Source organism: Sphingomonas naasensis (genome assembly GCF_004792695.1).
GTDB lineage: Bacteria > Pseudomonadota > Alphaproteobacteria > Sphingomonadales > Sphingomonadaceae > Sphingomonas > Sphingomonas naasensis.
Genome location: NZ_SRXU01000002.1, coordinates 556,700 through 569,738, shown reverse-complemented (window position 1 = coordinate 569,738; position 13,039 = coordinate 556,700). Strand labels below are relative to the sequence as shown.

The window sequence follows — 13,039 nt, the reverse complement described above, 5'->3', positions numbered from 1 at the left end:
ATCATCCGTTGCCGCGGCGGCGGCGCGTCTCCCAACCCTTTTTCGCGGCGGCGGAGCGTTTCTCGGCGCTCTGGCTCGATCCGGCCTTCCGGCCGCCCTTGCGCGCGGATTCGTGGCTTTCCTTCTTGCCGCGGCCCGATCCGGACTTCTTGCCGCCGCCGGACTCGCTGTTGACGGTGGCCCAGGCGCGGCGCTCGGCTTCCTTGTGGCTTACGCCGCGGTCCTCATAGCCTTGCTCGATATGCCCGGCCTTGCGCTTCTGCTTGTCGGTGTAGCTCGACTTGTCGCCACGGGGCATCCCGTCCTCCTGTGTGCTGCACGCGAAGCGCAACGCGCGAGGAGGACGAAGAGTGTCACGCCTGTGGCTCGGGCTCCGCGCGCGCGACGAGGCCGAAGGGCTGCGCCCAATCCTTGTTGATCGCCAGCGCGACGAGCGTGCAGACCGCACCCGAGAGCAGATAGGCGCCGACCGACCACAGGCCGAAATTGCTCGCCAGCGCGAGCGCGACGAGCGGCGCGAAGCCGGCGCCGATCAGCCAGGAGAGGTTGGCGGTGATCGCCGCGCCGGTATAGCGGCGCTCGTTCGAGAAGCTGCCGTTCACCGCGCCCGACGACTGGCCGAAGGCGAGCCCGAGCAGCACGAAGCCGGCGATCATGTACACCGTCTCGCCGAAGCTGCCGGCACCCAGCAGCTGCGGGGCGAAGCCACTATAGGCGCCTATCAGCACTGCCGAGACGCCGAGCACCGCGCGGCGCCCGACGATGTCTGCGATCAGCCCCGAGGCGAGGATCGACAGAACGCAGACCACCGCGCCGATGATCTCGATTACGAGGAAGCGGACCACGGTCTCGCCGGTGTTGAGCACGACCCACGACAGCGGGAACACCGTCACCAGATGGAACAGCGCGAAGCTGGCGAGCGGCGCGAACGCGCCGAGCAGCACGGTGCGGCCTTCCTCGCGGATCGTCTCGACGATCGGGGCGGGCTGAAGCTCGCGGCTCTCGAACAGCCGCTCGAACTCCGGCGTGGCGACGAGGCGCAGCCGCGCGAACAGCGCGACCACGTTGATCGCGAAGGCGACGAAGAACGGATAGCGCCAGCCCCACGACAGGAAGTCCTCGCTCGACAGCGTCGACAGGAAGAAGGCGAAGAGCGCGGCGGCGACGATCAGGCCGAGCGGCGCGCCGAGCTGGGGGATCATCGCATACCAGCCGCGATGCTCGCGCGGCGCGTTGAGCGCGAGCAGCGAGGGCAGGCCGTCCCATGTGCCGCCGAGCGCCACGCCCTGCGCGACTCGTGCGAGCGCGAGCAGCCAGACCGCGGCGATGCCGATCGAGGCGTAGCCGGGCAGGAACGAGATCGCCATCGTCGATCCGCCGAGCAGGAACAGCGCGATCGTCAGCTTGACGCCCTTGCCGTGATTGCGGTCGACCCACATGAAGATCGCCGAGCCGAGCGGGCGGGCGATGAAGGCCAGCGCGAACAGACCGAACGAATAGAGCGTGCCGGTGAGCGGATCGACGAAGGGGAACACCACCGCCGGGAAGACCAGCACCGAGGCGATCGCGTAGACGAAGAAGTCGAAGAATTCGCTGGTGCGGCCGATGATCACGCCGATGGCGATCTCGCCTGGCGCGATCTTGTGGTCACGGGCATTCACGATGCGGGCATCGCGTTCGAGGGGCGTCGAGTTCGACGCGGCGATCGGTGCACTCATTCGCTAGCTCCGGCAGCCTTTTTTGATGTTATTGCGTTTCAACGCGCGTTGCACCAGAAAAGCGCAACGGCGGGGATAGGACAAAATGTCCAATGTCGGCGCAGCGGGGCGCCGGGATAGGCGGAGGTCCATGCGCGAAGACACACCCATGTCCATTGCACGCCGGCTCCTCCTCCTGCTGCCGCTCGCCGGTCTGCTCGCGGGGTGTCACGGCGCGGTGCTCGATCCCGCCGGCGACATCGCCCTTCAGCAGCGCGACATCATCTATATCTCCACGGCGCTGATGCTGCTGATCATCGTGCCGGTGCTCGCGTTGATCGTCGTGTTCGCGTGGCGCTACCGCCAGGGCAACAAGGATGCGACCTACGATCCGCATTTCGACCATTCGACCGCGCTCGAGCTGGTCATCTGGTCGGCGCCGCTGCTGATCATCATCTGCCTCGGCGCGCTGACCTGGTGGAGCACGCATTTGCTCGACCCGTTCCGTCCGTTGAACCGGATCTCGGCCGAGAAGGCGATCGATCCCAAGGCGAAGCCGCTCGTCATCCAGGTCGTCTCGCTCGACTGGAAATGGCTGTTCATCTACCCCGAACAGGGCATCGCGACGGTCAACGAGCTGGCGCTGCCGGTCGATCGCCAGGTCCGCTTCGACCTCACCTCGGCGAACATGATGAACACCTTCTACGCGCCGACGCTGGCGGGCATGATCTACACGATGCCGGGCATGCGCAGCACGATGCATGCGGTGCTCAACCGCCCCGGCCAGTTCGAGGGCATGTCCGCCAATTACAGCGGTGCCGGTTTCTCGAGCATGCGCTTCAAGCTCTACGGCGTCGATCAGGGCGGCTTCGACGCGTGGGTGTCGCGCGTGAAAGGCAGCGGGCAGGCGCTCGACACCGCGCGCTATCTTGCGCTCGAAAAGCCGAGCGAGCGCTCGCCGGCGATGTATTTCGCGGGCGTCGACGCCGATCTCTTCGATCGCGTGTTCAATCGCTGCGTCAAGCCCGGCACGCCGTGCATGAAGGACGTGATGCAGCACGACATGCGCGCGGGCGGCGGGCACCCGAATGACCCGCATGCCGGCGCCGGCATGCCGCCCGGCCATGCCGCCCCGCCGCCGCCGGGCGAGAAGCCGAAGGGCGCGATCTTCAAGCACGGCGAGGAGAAGGGCGACGGCCCGAACCGCACCTCGCCCGAGTCGAAGGATGCGCCGGCCAACCGCAACACGTCGCACAACCTTGTCCCTGCCGCGCCGGGCCTCGCCCGCGCCGGCACAGTCTGACCGCCGGAGCCATCATGTTCGACGAAAGTCTCAGCCGGGCAATCTTCGGCCGCCTCACCTTCGAATCCTTCCCGATCCACGAGCCGATCCTGCTCGTCACGTTCGCGGGCGTCGTCCTCGGCGGGATCGGCGTGCTCGCCGCGATCACCAAATACCGGCTCTGGGGCTGGCTGTGGCGCGAGTGGTTCACTTCGATCGACCACAAGAAGATCGGGATCATGTACATGATCCTCGGCGTGATCATGCTGCTGCGCGGTTTCTCCGACGCGATCATGATGCGCCTGCAGCAGGCGATCGCGTTCGGCGGCAGCGAAGGCTATCTCCCACCGCACCATTATGATCAGGTCTTCACCGCGCACGGGACGATCATGATCTTCTTCGTCGCGATCCCGCTGGTCGTCGGGATCGTCAACTTCGTCATGCCGCTGCAGATCGGCGCGCGCGACGTGGCCTTTCCCTATCTCAACAATCTGAGCTTCTGGCTGACTGCCGCGGGCGCCGGGCTGGTGATGATCTCGCTGTTCGTCGGCGAGTTTTCGACCGCGGGCTGGCTCAACTATGTGCCGGTCTCCAATCTGCAGAACAGCCCGGGCACCGGGCCGGATTATTATCTCTGGGCGCTGCAGATAGCCGGTATCGGCACGACCCTGTCGGGCATCAACATGGTCGCCACGGTGATCAAGATGCGCGCGCCGGGCATGACGATGATGAAGATGCCGATCTTCGTGTGGACCGCTTTCTGCAGCAACATCCTCGTCGTCGCGATCTTCCCGGTGCTGACCGCCGCGTTCGCGATGCTGATGCTCGACCGCTATCTCGGCTTCAACTTCTTCACCAACGATCTCGGCGGCAACCCGATGATGTACTGGAACCTGGTGTGGATCTGGGGCCACCCCGAAGTGTACGTCCTCGTCCTGCCGGCGTTCGGCATCTATTCCGAGATCACCTCGACCTTCACCGGCAAGCGGCTATTCGGCTATTCGTCGATGGTCTACGCGACGGTGGTGATCACGATCCTGTCGTGGCTGGTGTGGCTCCACCACTTCTTCACCATGGGCTCGGGCGCGAGCGTCAACAGCTTCTTCGGCATCGCGACGATGATCATCTCGATCCCGACCGGCGCGAAGATCTTCAACTGGCTGTTCACGATGTACCGCGGCCGCATCCGCTTCGAGCTGCCGATGCAGTGGGTTCTCGCCTTCATGATCACCTTCGTGGTGGGCGGGATGACCGGCGTGCTGCTCGCGGTGCCCCCGGCCGACTTCGTGCTCCACAACTCGCTGTTCCTCGTCGCGCATTTCCACAACGTGATCATCGGCGGCGTGGTGTTCGGCCTGTTCGCGGCGATCGAATATTGGTGGCCCAAGGCCTTCGGCTTCCGGCTCGATCCGTTCTGGGGTAAGGTCAATTTCTGGGGCTGGGTGATCGGCTATTGGGTCGCGTGGACACCGATGTACGTGGCGGGCCTGATGGGCGTCACGCGGCGCCTCCAGCATATCGAGGACCCGTCGACCCAGTGGCTGTTCGTCATCGCCGCGATCGGCGTGGCGATCATCGCGGTCGGCATCCTCGGCTTCCTCATCCAGATCGGGGTGAGCATCAAAAACCGCGACAAGCTGCGCGACACCACGGGCGATCCATGGGGCGGCCGCACGCTCGAATGGTCGACCTCGTCGCCGCCGCCGGCCTACAACTTCGCCGTCACGCCGGTGATCCACGATCTCGACGCGTGGTACGACATGAAGGAGCGCGGCGCGCAGCGCCCGACCACCGGCTTCAAGCCGATCCACATGCCGCGCAACACCGGCACGGGGGTGATCCTCTCCGGCCTGGCGCTGGCGCTCGGCTTCGGGATGATCTGGTACATGTGGTGGCTCGCGGCGCTCTCCGCGGTGGGGCTGCTGGTCGTCGCCATCGTCCACACCTTCAACTACAACCGCGATTACTTCATCCCCGCGGACGAAGTGACGCAGAACGAGGACGCGCGCACCCAGCTGCTCGCGGCGGGAGCCTGACATGGCCGCGGACGCAGTGACCGAACCTCACGCCACCGAGCTGTCCTTCTACGATGTGGAGGACAAGCATCATCACGCGCCCGGCGGCAGCACGCTGATCGGGTTCTGGATCTACCTGATGAGCGACGCGCTCATCTTCGCGACGCTGTTCGCCACCTATGGCGTGCTGAGCACCAGCTATGCCGGCGGCCCGGCGCCGCACGAGATCTTCGAGCTGCCGCTGGTCGCGCTCAACACCGCGCTGCTGCTCACCTCGTCGATCACCTATGGCTTCGCGGTGATCGCGATGCAGGAAGACAAGCTGCGCGCCACCCAGCTCTGGCTGGCGGTGACCGGGCTGCTCGGCGCCGGCTTTGTCGGGATCGAGCTGTTCGAGTTCGGCAATCTGATCGCCGAGGGCGCGACGCCGCAGCGCAGCGCCTTCCTCTCGGCGTTCTTCACGCTGGTCTCGACCCACGGGCTGCACGTCACCTTCGGCATCATCTGGGTCGGCGTGATGCTGGTCCAGCTCGGCCAGCGCGGCCTGATCGCCGAGAACAAGCGGCGGCTGATGTGCCTCAGCATGTTCTGGCACTTCCTCGACGTCGTCTGGATCGGCGTCTTCACCTTCGTCTATCTGCTCGGGGCCCTGCGATGAACGACGCCACCCATTCGCACGACGATCATGGCCATGGCCATGACGAGGCACCCCATTTCACGCGCCGCGGCTATCTGATCGGCTTCCTGCTGTCGGTGGTGCTCACCGCGATTCCGTTCTGGCTGGTGATGACCGGGGCGCTGCAGAACCCGGCGGTCACGACGATCCTGATCATCGGATTCGCGGTGGTGCAGATCCTCGTCCACACGGTCTGCTTCCTCCACGTCAACACACGCGCCGAGGGCGGCTGGACGCTGATGGCCTATGTCTTCACCGCCGTGCTGGTGGTGATCGTGCTCGCGGGCTCGCTGTGGATCATGTACCATCTCAACAGCAACATGATGCCGATGCCCTCGGCGGAGATGGGCGCGCCGTCCTGAAACGCGCGCTGCTGATCGGGCTGGCCCTGCTCGCAGCGGCCGGCTTCGCGGCGCTCGGTATCTGGCAGGTCCAGCGGCTCGCGTGGAAGCAGGATCTGATCGCGCGCGTCGATGCGCGCATCCATGCGGCGCCGGCGCCGGTGCCGCCTCCGGCCGGCTGGTCGGGCCTCGGCACGCAGGCGTTCGAATATCGGCGGGTGCGGGCGCGCGGCGTGTTCGAGCATGACCGCGAGACGCTGGTGCAGGCGGTGACCGAGCGCGGCGCCGGTTTCTGGGTGGTGACGCCGCTGCGCACCGGGCAGGGGATCGTGCTGGTCAATCGCGGTTTCGTCCCCGGCGATCGCCGGAGTGCGTCTACGCGGACGGCGGGGCAGGTGAGCGGCACGGTGACCGTGATCGGGCTGATGCGCGCCAGCGAGCCGGCGGGCGGTTTCCTGCGCTCGAACGATCCGGCGGCGGACCGCTGGTATTCGCGGGACGTTGCCGCCATCGCGCGGACGCGGGGGCTCGGCCCGGTCGCGCCTTTCTTCGTCGATGCCGATGCCTCTCCCAACCCGGGCGGCTATCCGCTAGGCGGGCTCACCGTGGTCCGCTTTCGCAACAGCCATCTCGTCTATGCGCTCACCTGGTTCGCGCTCGCGCTGCTGAGCGCGGAGGCGGCCGCCCTGGCGTGGCGCAGCCCGGTGCGGCGGTGATGGACGCACCGCTGCTCGCGCTGACGCGGCGACGCTCCGGCGCCCCGAACGGCCTCCCGGCGGATACCGCCGCGGCGGAGAATATGCGCCAGCTGATGCAGCTGCGCTGGATCGCGGTCGTCGGGCAGACGCTGACCATCCTGTTCGTGCATTTCGCGCTCGGCGTGCCGCTGCCGCTCGCCGAGATGCTCAGCGTCGCGCTGTTCCTCGCCGGCGCCAATTTCGTCGCCCGGATGGCGCTGCCGCATCACCGCGTGCGCAACATCGAGGTGATGGTCGCGCTGCTGATCGACATGGGGGTGCTGACGCTGCAGCTCTATTTCAGCGGCGGCGCGACCAACCCGTTCATCTCGCTGTTCCTGCTGCAGGTGGTGCTCGGCGCGATCCTGTTGCCGCCCGCGTCGGTGGCGATCCTGCTGTTCGCCGCCGGGCTGAGCTATGCGCTGCTCACCGTCCGCTACGTTCCGCTCGAGCTGCCGATCGGGCTGATCCCCGAAGGCGCGGACCTGTTCGCGATCGGCCGCTGGATCGGCTTCCTGATGGTCGCGACGCTGCTCGTCATGTTCATCGTCCGGATCAGCCGCAACCTCCATGCCCGCGACGACTATCTTTCCGACCTGCGCCAGCATGCGGCGGAAGAGGAGGGCATCGTGCGGATGGGACTGTTCGCCTCGGGCGCCGCGCACGAGCTGGGGACGCCGCTCGGCTCGCTGTCGGTGATCCTCGCCGACTGGCGGCGGATGCCGGCGATCGCAGCGGACCCGCAGCTGGCGGGCGAGGTCGAGGAGATGCAGGCCGAGGTGCGGCGCTGCAAGGCGATCGTCTCCGACATCCTCCATTCGGCCGGCCAGCCGCGCGGCGAGGCGATGGAGAGCGTGCGGGCCGCCGCCTATCTCGATGAGCTGGCCGCGGCGTGGCGGCCGACGCATCCGCAGGTGCCGCTCGGCTATAGCCGCGACGGGGTCGAGGCAGCGGTGGTCGCCGCCGACCCGGCGCTGCGTCAGGCGGTGTGGAATCTGCTCGACAATGCCGCCGCGGCCTCGCCGACGGGTGTCGGGCTGATCGTCCGGGCGGAAGGCGAGATGCTGTCGATCGCGGTGCGCGATTTCGGGCCGGGCTTCGAGCCCGATGCGCTGGCGCATGTCGGCAAACCCTATCAGTCGAGCAAGGGCGCCGGGCATGGGCTTGGCCTGTTCCTCGCCGCCAATGTCGCGCGACGGCTCGGCGGACGGCTCGAGGCGCGGAATCTCGACAGCGGCGCCGAAGTGCGCATCCTGCTACCGCTCGCCGGAACCGGGGGAGAATGATGGTGGACGGTCCCAGCCTGATCATCGTCGAGGACGACGCGACCTTCGCGCGGACGCTGCAGCGCTCGTTCGAGCGACGCGGCTATCGCGTCCGGGTGGCATCCGGGCCGGCCGAGCTCGACGCGCTGCTTGCCGAGGAGACGCCCGACCGCGCCGTCGTCGATCTCAAGCTCGGCACCGCATCGGGGCTGCCCTGCGTCGCGACGCTGCACGCGCGCGATCCCGCAATGCTGATCGTGGTGCTCACCGGCTATGCGAGCATCGGCACCGCAGTCGAGGCGATCAAGCTCGGCGCCAGCCACTATCTCGCCAAGCCTTCCAACACCGACGACATCGAAGCGGCATTCGGCAAGGCGATGGGCGATCCCCAGGTGCCCGTCACCGGCCGCGCGACCTCGCTCAAGACGCATGAGTGGGAGATGATCAACGAGACGCTGGCGGCGACCGGATTCAACATCTCCGAGACCGCGCGCCGCCTCGGCATGCATCGTCGCACGCTCGCGCGCAAACTGGAGAAGCGACCGGTCAAATAGCATCATATAAAGATTTCTTTATATGATGCTTGACGGGGCTCCCCCACGGTGCGATCCTGCGCGCGTCGAAGGTTCTCCGTCCGGGCGCATGCCCGCGGCGGAGCTAAGACGGGAAGCCGGTGCGATGCCGGCGCTGCCCCCGCAACTGTAAGCGGCGAGCTGCGATCCAACATGTCACTGGGGCTCGCCCCGGGAAGACGGATCGCCGCGCTGACCCGCGAGCCAGGAGACCTGCCCGCGACGCGATAACGTCCACCGGCGGGGTGCCCGGATCGGCCGCTTGCATGCCGGCCGTCGCGTCCGTGCCTGCGCGCGTCTGTTCCGCTGTTCCTCGCCCATTCTTCGGGGTTGAAGAACATGACCGTCTCTGTTGCCACACTGGGTTTCCCGCGCATCGGGCCGCGACGCGAATTGAAGCACGCGCTCGAGGCATTCTGGTCCGGCAAGACCAATGAATCTGAACTGCTCGAGGCCGCCGCGGGCCTGCGCACCGCTGGCTGGGCGCGGCAAAAGGCGCTCGGCACCGACTGGCTGCCGTCGAACGACTTCTCGCTCTACGACCATGTCCTCGACACCAGCGTGATGCTCGGCGCGATCCCCGAACGCTATCGCAGCGCCGATGGCGAGGCGGGGCTCGCCACTTATTTCGCGATGGCGCGCGGCACGACCGGCGATGACCATGCCGGGTGCAGCCATGGCAGCGTCACCGCGTGCGAGATGACCAAATGGTTCGACACCAACTATCACTATCTCGTGCCCGAGCTCGCCGAGGGCCAGAAGCTCGCGCTTAACCGGCTCAAGATCGTCGACGAATATCGCGAGGCCAGGGCGCAGGGTTATGAGACCCGGCCGGTGCTGCTGGGGCCGGTGACCTGGCTGAGCCTCGCCAAGGGACGTGGCGTCGATCCGTTCGACGCGCTCGACGAAGTGCTCGGCCTCTATGCCGCGATCCTCGGCCAGCTCGCGCATGCGGGCGCCGAATGGGTGCAGATCGACGAGCCGGTGCTCGTCCTCGACCTCGACGAGAAGCAGCGCCGGGCGCTGACCCGCGCCTATGCCCGGCTATCGCGCTCGGGACCGAAGCTGATGCTCACGACCTATTTCGGCGGGCTGGGCGACAATCTCGCCTTCGCCGCGGCGCTGCCGGTGGCGGGGCTGCATATCGATCTGGTCCGGGCGCCCGAGCAGCTCGACGCCGTGCTCAAGGCCGCGCCCCGATCGTTGCTGCTCTCGCTGGGTGTCGTCGACGGGCGCAATGTCTGGCGCGCCGATCTCGACGCGCTGCTCGATCGGATCGCGCCGATCGCGGCGACGCGCGATCTGGTGTTGGCGCCGTCCTGCTCGCTGCTCCATGTCCCGGTCGATCTGGCGCTCGAGAAGAAGCTCGATGCGGAGGTGACCGAATGGCTCGCCTTCGCGGTGCAGAAGGTCGAGGAGCTGGCGCTGCTCAAGCGTGCGCTCAACGACGGACGCGCGAGCGTCTCCGAAGAGCTCGCCAGGGCCGCGCAGGCGGTGGCGAACCGCAAGGCCTCGCCGCGGGTACACAATCCCGCGGTCCGGTCGCGCGTGGCGGACGTCACCGAGGCGATGTACGCCCGCGCGACGGATATCGCCGCGCGTGGTGCGGCGCAGGCGGCGGTGCTCGGCCTGCCGGCCTACCCGACCACGACGATCGGCTCGTTCCCGCAGACCGGCGAAGTGCGCAATGCCCGCGCGCGGTTCAACCGCGGCGAGCTCGACGCGCCGGCCTATGACGCCTTCCTGCGCGCGGAGACCGAGCGCACCATCCGCTGGCAGGAGGAAGTCGGCCTCGACATGCTCGTCCATGGCGAGTTCGAGCGCAACGACATGGTCCAGTATTTCGGCGAGCAGCTCGCCGGCTTTGCCTTCACCACCAATGGCTGGGTGCAGAGCTATGGCTCGCGCTGCGTTCGCCCGCCGATCCTCTATGGCGACGTCTCGCGGCCGCAGCCGATGACGGTCGATTGGTGGCGCTACGCCCAGAGCCTGACCGAAAAGCCGGTGAAAGGCATGCTCACCGGGCCGGTGACGATCCTGAACTGGTCGTTCGTCCGCGACGATCAGCCGCGCGCGGACTCGTGCCGCCAGATCGCGCTTGCGATCCGCGACGAAGTCACCGACCTCGAGGCGGCGGGGTGCAAGGCGATCCAGATCGACGAGGCGGCGCTGCGCGAGGGGCTTCCGTTACGCAAGCGCGACTGGAACGCCTATCTCGCCTGGGCGGTCGGCGCGTTCCGGCTCTCCGCCGCGGGCGTGGCGGACGCGACCCAGATCCACACGCATATGTGCTATTCGGAGTTCAACGACATTCTGCCGGCGATCGGCGCGATGGACGCCGACGTGATCTCGATCGAGACCGCGCGCTCGCAGATGGAGCTGCTCGAGGGCTTCGCTGCGTACCGCTATCCCGGCGCGATCGGGCCGGGCGTGTACGACATCCACGCGCCGCGGGTGCCCGGCGAGAGCGAGATGGTCGCGCTGATGCGGCTCGCCCAAGCACATCTCCGCCCCGACCAGCTCTGGGTGAACCCCGATTGCGGGCTCAAGACGCGCAAATGGGAGGAAGTGAAGCCGGCGATCGAAGCGATGGTCGCCGCGGCGCGGACGCTGCGCGCGGCGTGAGACGGGCCGGCGCCAAGGGTTGGGCCTTGCGCGTCAGCTTGTCCGCGGCCCGTCATCCCGGAAGCCGATTTTCTTCAAATCTCTGATTTGATCAGAAAATCGAGCTGTCCGGGATCTATCGTGAGGCAAGCATCAAGCGGCGCGGTGGATCCCGGACTGTAAGGCTTTCCAACGGAAAACCAGTGGTTTTCCGGGAAAGCCTAACATCCGGGATGACGGCTTATCCTGTCGTCACCAGCGGGTGTTTCCCGCGCAGCTCGTCCTGCAGGCGCTCGATCGCGGCGTTCTCGGTGCTGCTGCCCGAAGGGGCAGCGGACCAGTTGCAGTGGGGATGCGTGGCGGGGTCGTACACCCGCAGCGGGCCGAGCGCGGCGCGCCAGGCACGCTTGCTGCCGCCATATTGGCGCACGAGCGCAGTGACCAACAGGTCGTGGAGTTCGCCGGCGGTCATCGTCTCACTCGGTCGGCTGGCCGCCGGGCTTCCATTCGGGCTTGGCCTTGCTGTCGGCGAGGCTGGCGATCGGTTTGACCAGCGACTGGATCGCCCGCGCCATGAACGGGATGTCGAGCTTGTCGATCGTGTCCTCGGGGGTGTGGTAGGTCGGCACCGTCGCCCAGCCCGAGACGGTGTGCGCGACCACGCCCTTGAGCGCGAGCGCGTAATTGTCCGAGCGGCGGAAGAAGTTCTGCTCGGGATAGGGGTCGGTGGTGACGAAGGCGCCGTGCGCCTTCAGCGTGTCGCCGAAGGTCGAGCGTTCGAAGCCGGTCATCATCATCGTGCCGGCGGGGAGCTTGGGATCCTGCTGGCCGATCATCTCGATCTCGAGATTGGCGACGATGTCCGCCAGCGGCACCGGCGGATGCGCGGCGAACCAGTGCGCGCCGAAGCCGCCGGCTTCCTCGCTGCCATAGGCGGCGAAGATGATGCCGCGGCGATGCTTCTTGCCCGCCAGCACGCGCGCCAGCTCGAGCACCGCGGCGGTACCCGAGGCGTCGTCATTGGCGCCGTACATGATCTTGCCGTCGGGGCGGACGCCGAGATGGTCGAGATGCGCCGAGATCAGGATCACGCCCGCGGCGGGATCGGTGCCGGGGAGGAAGCCGATCGCATTGGTGGTCACCTGCGCCTGCTCGACGAGGCCGGGCAGCTCGAGCGCGATCTCGGCGCCGTCCTGCGCGGCGAGCCTGTCGAACGCGGCGTCGCCCAGTGCGATCACGCTCGGGCGGGGGCGCGGCGTCTCGCCCTTGAGATAGCGCGGCAGGCGCGGGCGGCCGCCGATCCGGTCATAATAGCCGCGCACCTGATCGGTCGCGCGGATGATGACGAGCTGGACCTTCGACGGATCGACACCGCCGGCGAGCTGGAGGCCATTGGCCGCGGGATTGGTGACGATCACCGCGGCGGCGGCGGGGGCCTGTTTCGGATCGGTGCCGGCAAAGGCGGCGAGCTTGCCGCGCACCGGCTGGCCGCTCGACGAGAACAGCAAGGGGGAGTCTACCGCCACGCCGTTGGCGGTGAGCACCGGCGCGCCATCGAGCCGCAGGCTGACCACGTCGATCGGCTGGGTATAGCTGGTCATCCCGGGCGCCATGGCGAGGCCATAGCCGCGGAACATCGACGCGACATAGGCGGCCGCCGCGGCCTCGTCGGGCGTCGCGCTGCCGCGGCCGCGCAGCGCCGGCCCGGCGAGGATGTCGACATGCGCGCGGACATGCTCGGGCGTGATCGGCGCGGGCGCGCGCTGGGCGTGGGCGGGAAGCGCGAGGGTGACCGCCAGCGTGGTGGCGAGGAGGAGGGTCTTCGGATTGTACATGGTGCCCCGGGGTTC

The 13,039-nt window shown here is 67.6% G+C and carries 12 protein-coding genes and 1 riboswitch; of the genes, 8 read left to right on the top strand and 4 right to left on the bottom strand.

Annotated features, from left to right (window positions below):
- Position 1: 1 nt before the first annotated feature.
- The gene (locus tag E5A74_RS07740; protein WP_135983659.1) at positions 2 to 298 is read right to left on the bottom strand and encodes a plasmid stabilization protein; all 297 of its coding nucleotides are present in this window, start codon (positions 296 to 298) and stop codon (positions 2 to 4) included.
- Positions 299 to 353: 55 nt separating this feature from the next.
- Positions 354 to 1,718 carry an MFS transporter gene (locus tag E5A74_RS07735; RefSeq protein WP_135983658.1) on the bottom strand — a complete coding sequence of 455 codons (1,365 nt, stop codon included), beginning with the start codon at positions 1,716 to 1,718 and terminating at the stop codon, positions 354 to 356.
- A gap of 148 nt (positions 1,719 to 1,866) precedes the next feature.
- Here E5A74_RS07735 and cyoA point away from each other — a divergent pair, with 148 nt between their 5' ends.
- The 8 genes from cyoA (at position 1,867) to metE (ending at position 11,210) form a co-directional block, all read left to right on the top strand.
- Positions 1,867 to 3,000, top strand: a complete 1,134-nt coding sequence (cyoA, locus tag E5A74_RS07730; RefSeq protein ID WP_135983657.1) for a ubiquinol oxidase subunit II — start codon at positions 1,867 to 1,869, stop codon at positions 2,998 to 3,000.
- A 14-nt stretch (positions 3,001 to 3,014) separates the two neighbouring features.
- Positions 3,015 to 5,015, top strand: a complete 2,001-nt coding sequence (gene cyoB / locus E5A74_RS07725; protein ID WP_135983656.1) for a cytochrome o ubiquinol oxidase subunit I — start codon at positions 3,015 to 3,017, stop codon at positions 5,013 to 5,015.
- A gap of 1 nt (position 5,016) precedes the next feature.
- Positions 5,017 to 5,652 carry a cytochrome o ubiquinol oxidase subunit III gene (cyoC, locus tag E5A74_RS07720; protein WP_135983655.1) on the top strand — a complete coding sequence of 212 codons (636 nt, stop codon included), beginning with the start codon at positions 5,017 to 5,019 and terminating at the stop codon, positions 5,650 to 5,652.
- Positions 5,649 to 6,032, top strand: coding sequence for a cytochrome o ubiquinol oxidase subunit IV (gene cyoD, locus E5A74_RS07715; protein WP_135983654.1), 384 nt, complete (start codon positions 5,649 to 5,651; stop codon positions 6,030 to 6,032). Before cyoC ends, cyoD begins: the two co-directional genes overlap by 4 nt.
- Positions 6,029 to 6,727, top strand: coding sequence for an SURF1 family protein (locus E5A74_RS07710; RefSeq protein ID WP_135983772.1), 699 nt, complete (start codon positions 6,029 to 6,031; stop codon positions 6,725 to 6,727). The genes cyoD and E5A74_RS07710 overlap by 4 nt, the downstream gene beginning before the upstream one ends.
- Positions 6,703 to 8,034, top strand: a complete 1,332-nt coding sequence (locus tag E5A74_RS07705) for an ATP-binding protein (protein WP_240699718.1) — start codon at positions 6,703 to 6,705, stop codon at positions 8,032 to 8,034. The genes E5A74_RS07710 and E5A74_RS07705 overlap by 25 nt, the downstream gene beginning before the upstream one ends.
- The gene (locus E5A74_RS07700) at positions 8,034 to 8,567 is read left to right on the top strand and encodes a response regulator transcription factor (protein ID WP_135983770.1); all 534 of its coding nucleotides are present in this window, start codon (positions 8,034 to 8,036) and stop codon (positions 8,565 to 8,567) included. The genes E5A74_RS07705 and E5A74_RS07700 overlap by 1 nt, the downstream gene beginning before the upstream one ends.
- Before the next feature lie 52 nt (positions 8,568 to 8,619).
- A riboswitch (cobalamin riboswitch) is annotated at positions 8,620 to 8,820 on the top strand.
- Positions 8,821 to 8,924: 104 nt separating this feature from the next.
- Positions 8,925 to 11,210 (top strand): 5-methyltetrahydropteroyltriglutamate--homocysteine S-methyltransferase, encoded by a 2,286-nt coding sequence (metE, locus tag E5A74_RS07695; protein WP_135983653.1) that lies wholly within the window; start codon positions 8,925 to 8,927, stop codon positions 11,208 to 11,210.
- A 220-nt stretch (positions 11,211 to 11,430) separates the two neighbouring features.
- On the opposite strand, the gene E5A74_RS07690 is transcribed toward metE, so the two are convergent.
- Both E5A74_RS07690 and E5A74_RS07685 read right to left on the bottom strand, forming a co-directional pair.
- On the bottom strand, positions 11,431 to 11,661 hold the full coding sequence (locus E5A74_RS07690) for a hypothetical protein (RefSeq protein WP_135983652.1): 231 nt from the start codon (positions 11,659 to 11,661) through the stop codon (positions 11,431 to 11,433).
- A 4-nt stretch (positions 11,662 to 11,665) separates the two neighbouring features.
- Positions 11,666 to 13,024: a M28 family metallopeptidase gene (locus E5A74_RS07685; protein WP_135983651.1), complete on the bottom strand. Its 1,359-nt coding sequence runs from the start codon at positions 13,022 to 13,024 to the stop codon at positions 11,666 to 11,668.
- Between the last annotated feature and the right edge of the window lie 15 nt (positions 13,025 to 13,039).

Excerpts from the sequence above, each read along its gene's own strand:
- E5A74_RS07740 (WP_135983659.1), bottom strand. The coding sequence starts at position 298 with ATGCCCCGTGGCGACAAGTCGAGCTACACCGACAAGCAGAAGCGCAAG.
- E5A74_RS07735 (WP_135983658.1), bottom strand. The coding sequence starts at position 1,718 with ATGAGTGCACCGATCGCCGCGTCGAACTCGACGCCCCTCGAACGCGAT.
- cyoA (WP_135983657.1), top strand. The coding sequence starts at position 1,867 with ATGTCCATTGCACGCCGGCTCCTCCTCCTGCTGCCGCTCGCCGGTCTG.
- cyoB (WP_135983656.1), top strand. The coding sequence starts at position 3,015 with ATGTTCGACGAAAGTCTCAGCCGGGCAATCTTCGGCCGCCTCACCTTC.
- cyoC (WP_135983655.1), top strand. The coding sequence starts at position 5,017 with ATGGCCGCGGACGCAGTGACCGAACCTCACGCCACCGAGCTGTCCTTC.
- cyoD (WP_135983654.1), top strand. The coding sequence starts at position 5,649 with ATGAACGACGCCACCCATTCGCACGACGATCATGGCCATGGCCATGAC.
- E5A74_RS07700 (WP_135983770.1), top strand. The coding sequence starts at position 8,034 with ATGGTGGACGGTCCCAGCCTGATCATCGTCGAGGACGACGCGACCTTC.
- metE (WP_135983653.1), top strand. The coding sequence starts at position 8,925 with ATGACCGTCTCTGTTGCCACACTGGGTTTCCCGCGCATCGGGCCGCGA.
- E5A74_RS07690 (WP_135983652.1), bottom strand. The coding sequence starts at position 11,661 with ATGACCGCCGGCGAACTCCACGACCTGTTGGTCACTGCGCTCGTGCGC.
- E5A74_RS07685 (WP_135983651.1), bottom strand. The coding sequence starts at position 13,024 with ATGTACAATCCGAAGACCCTCCTCCTCGCCACCACGCTGGCGGTCACC.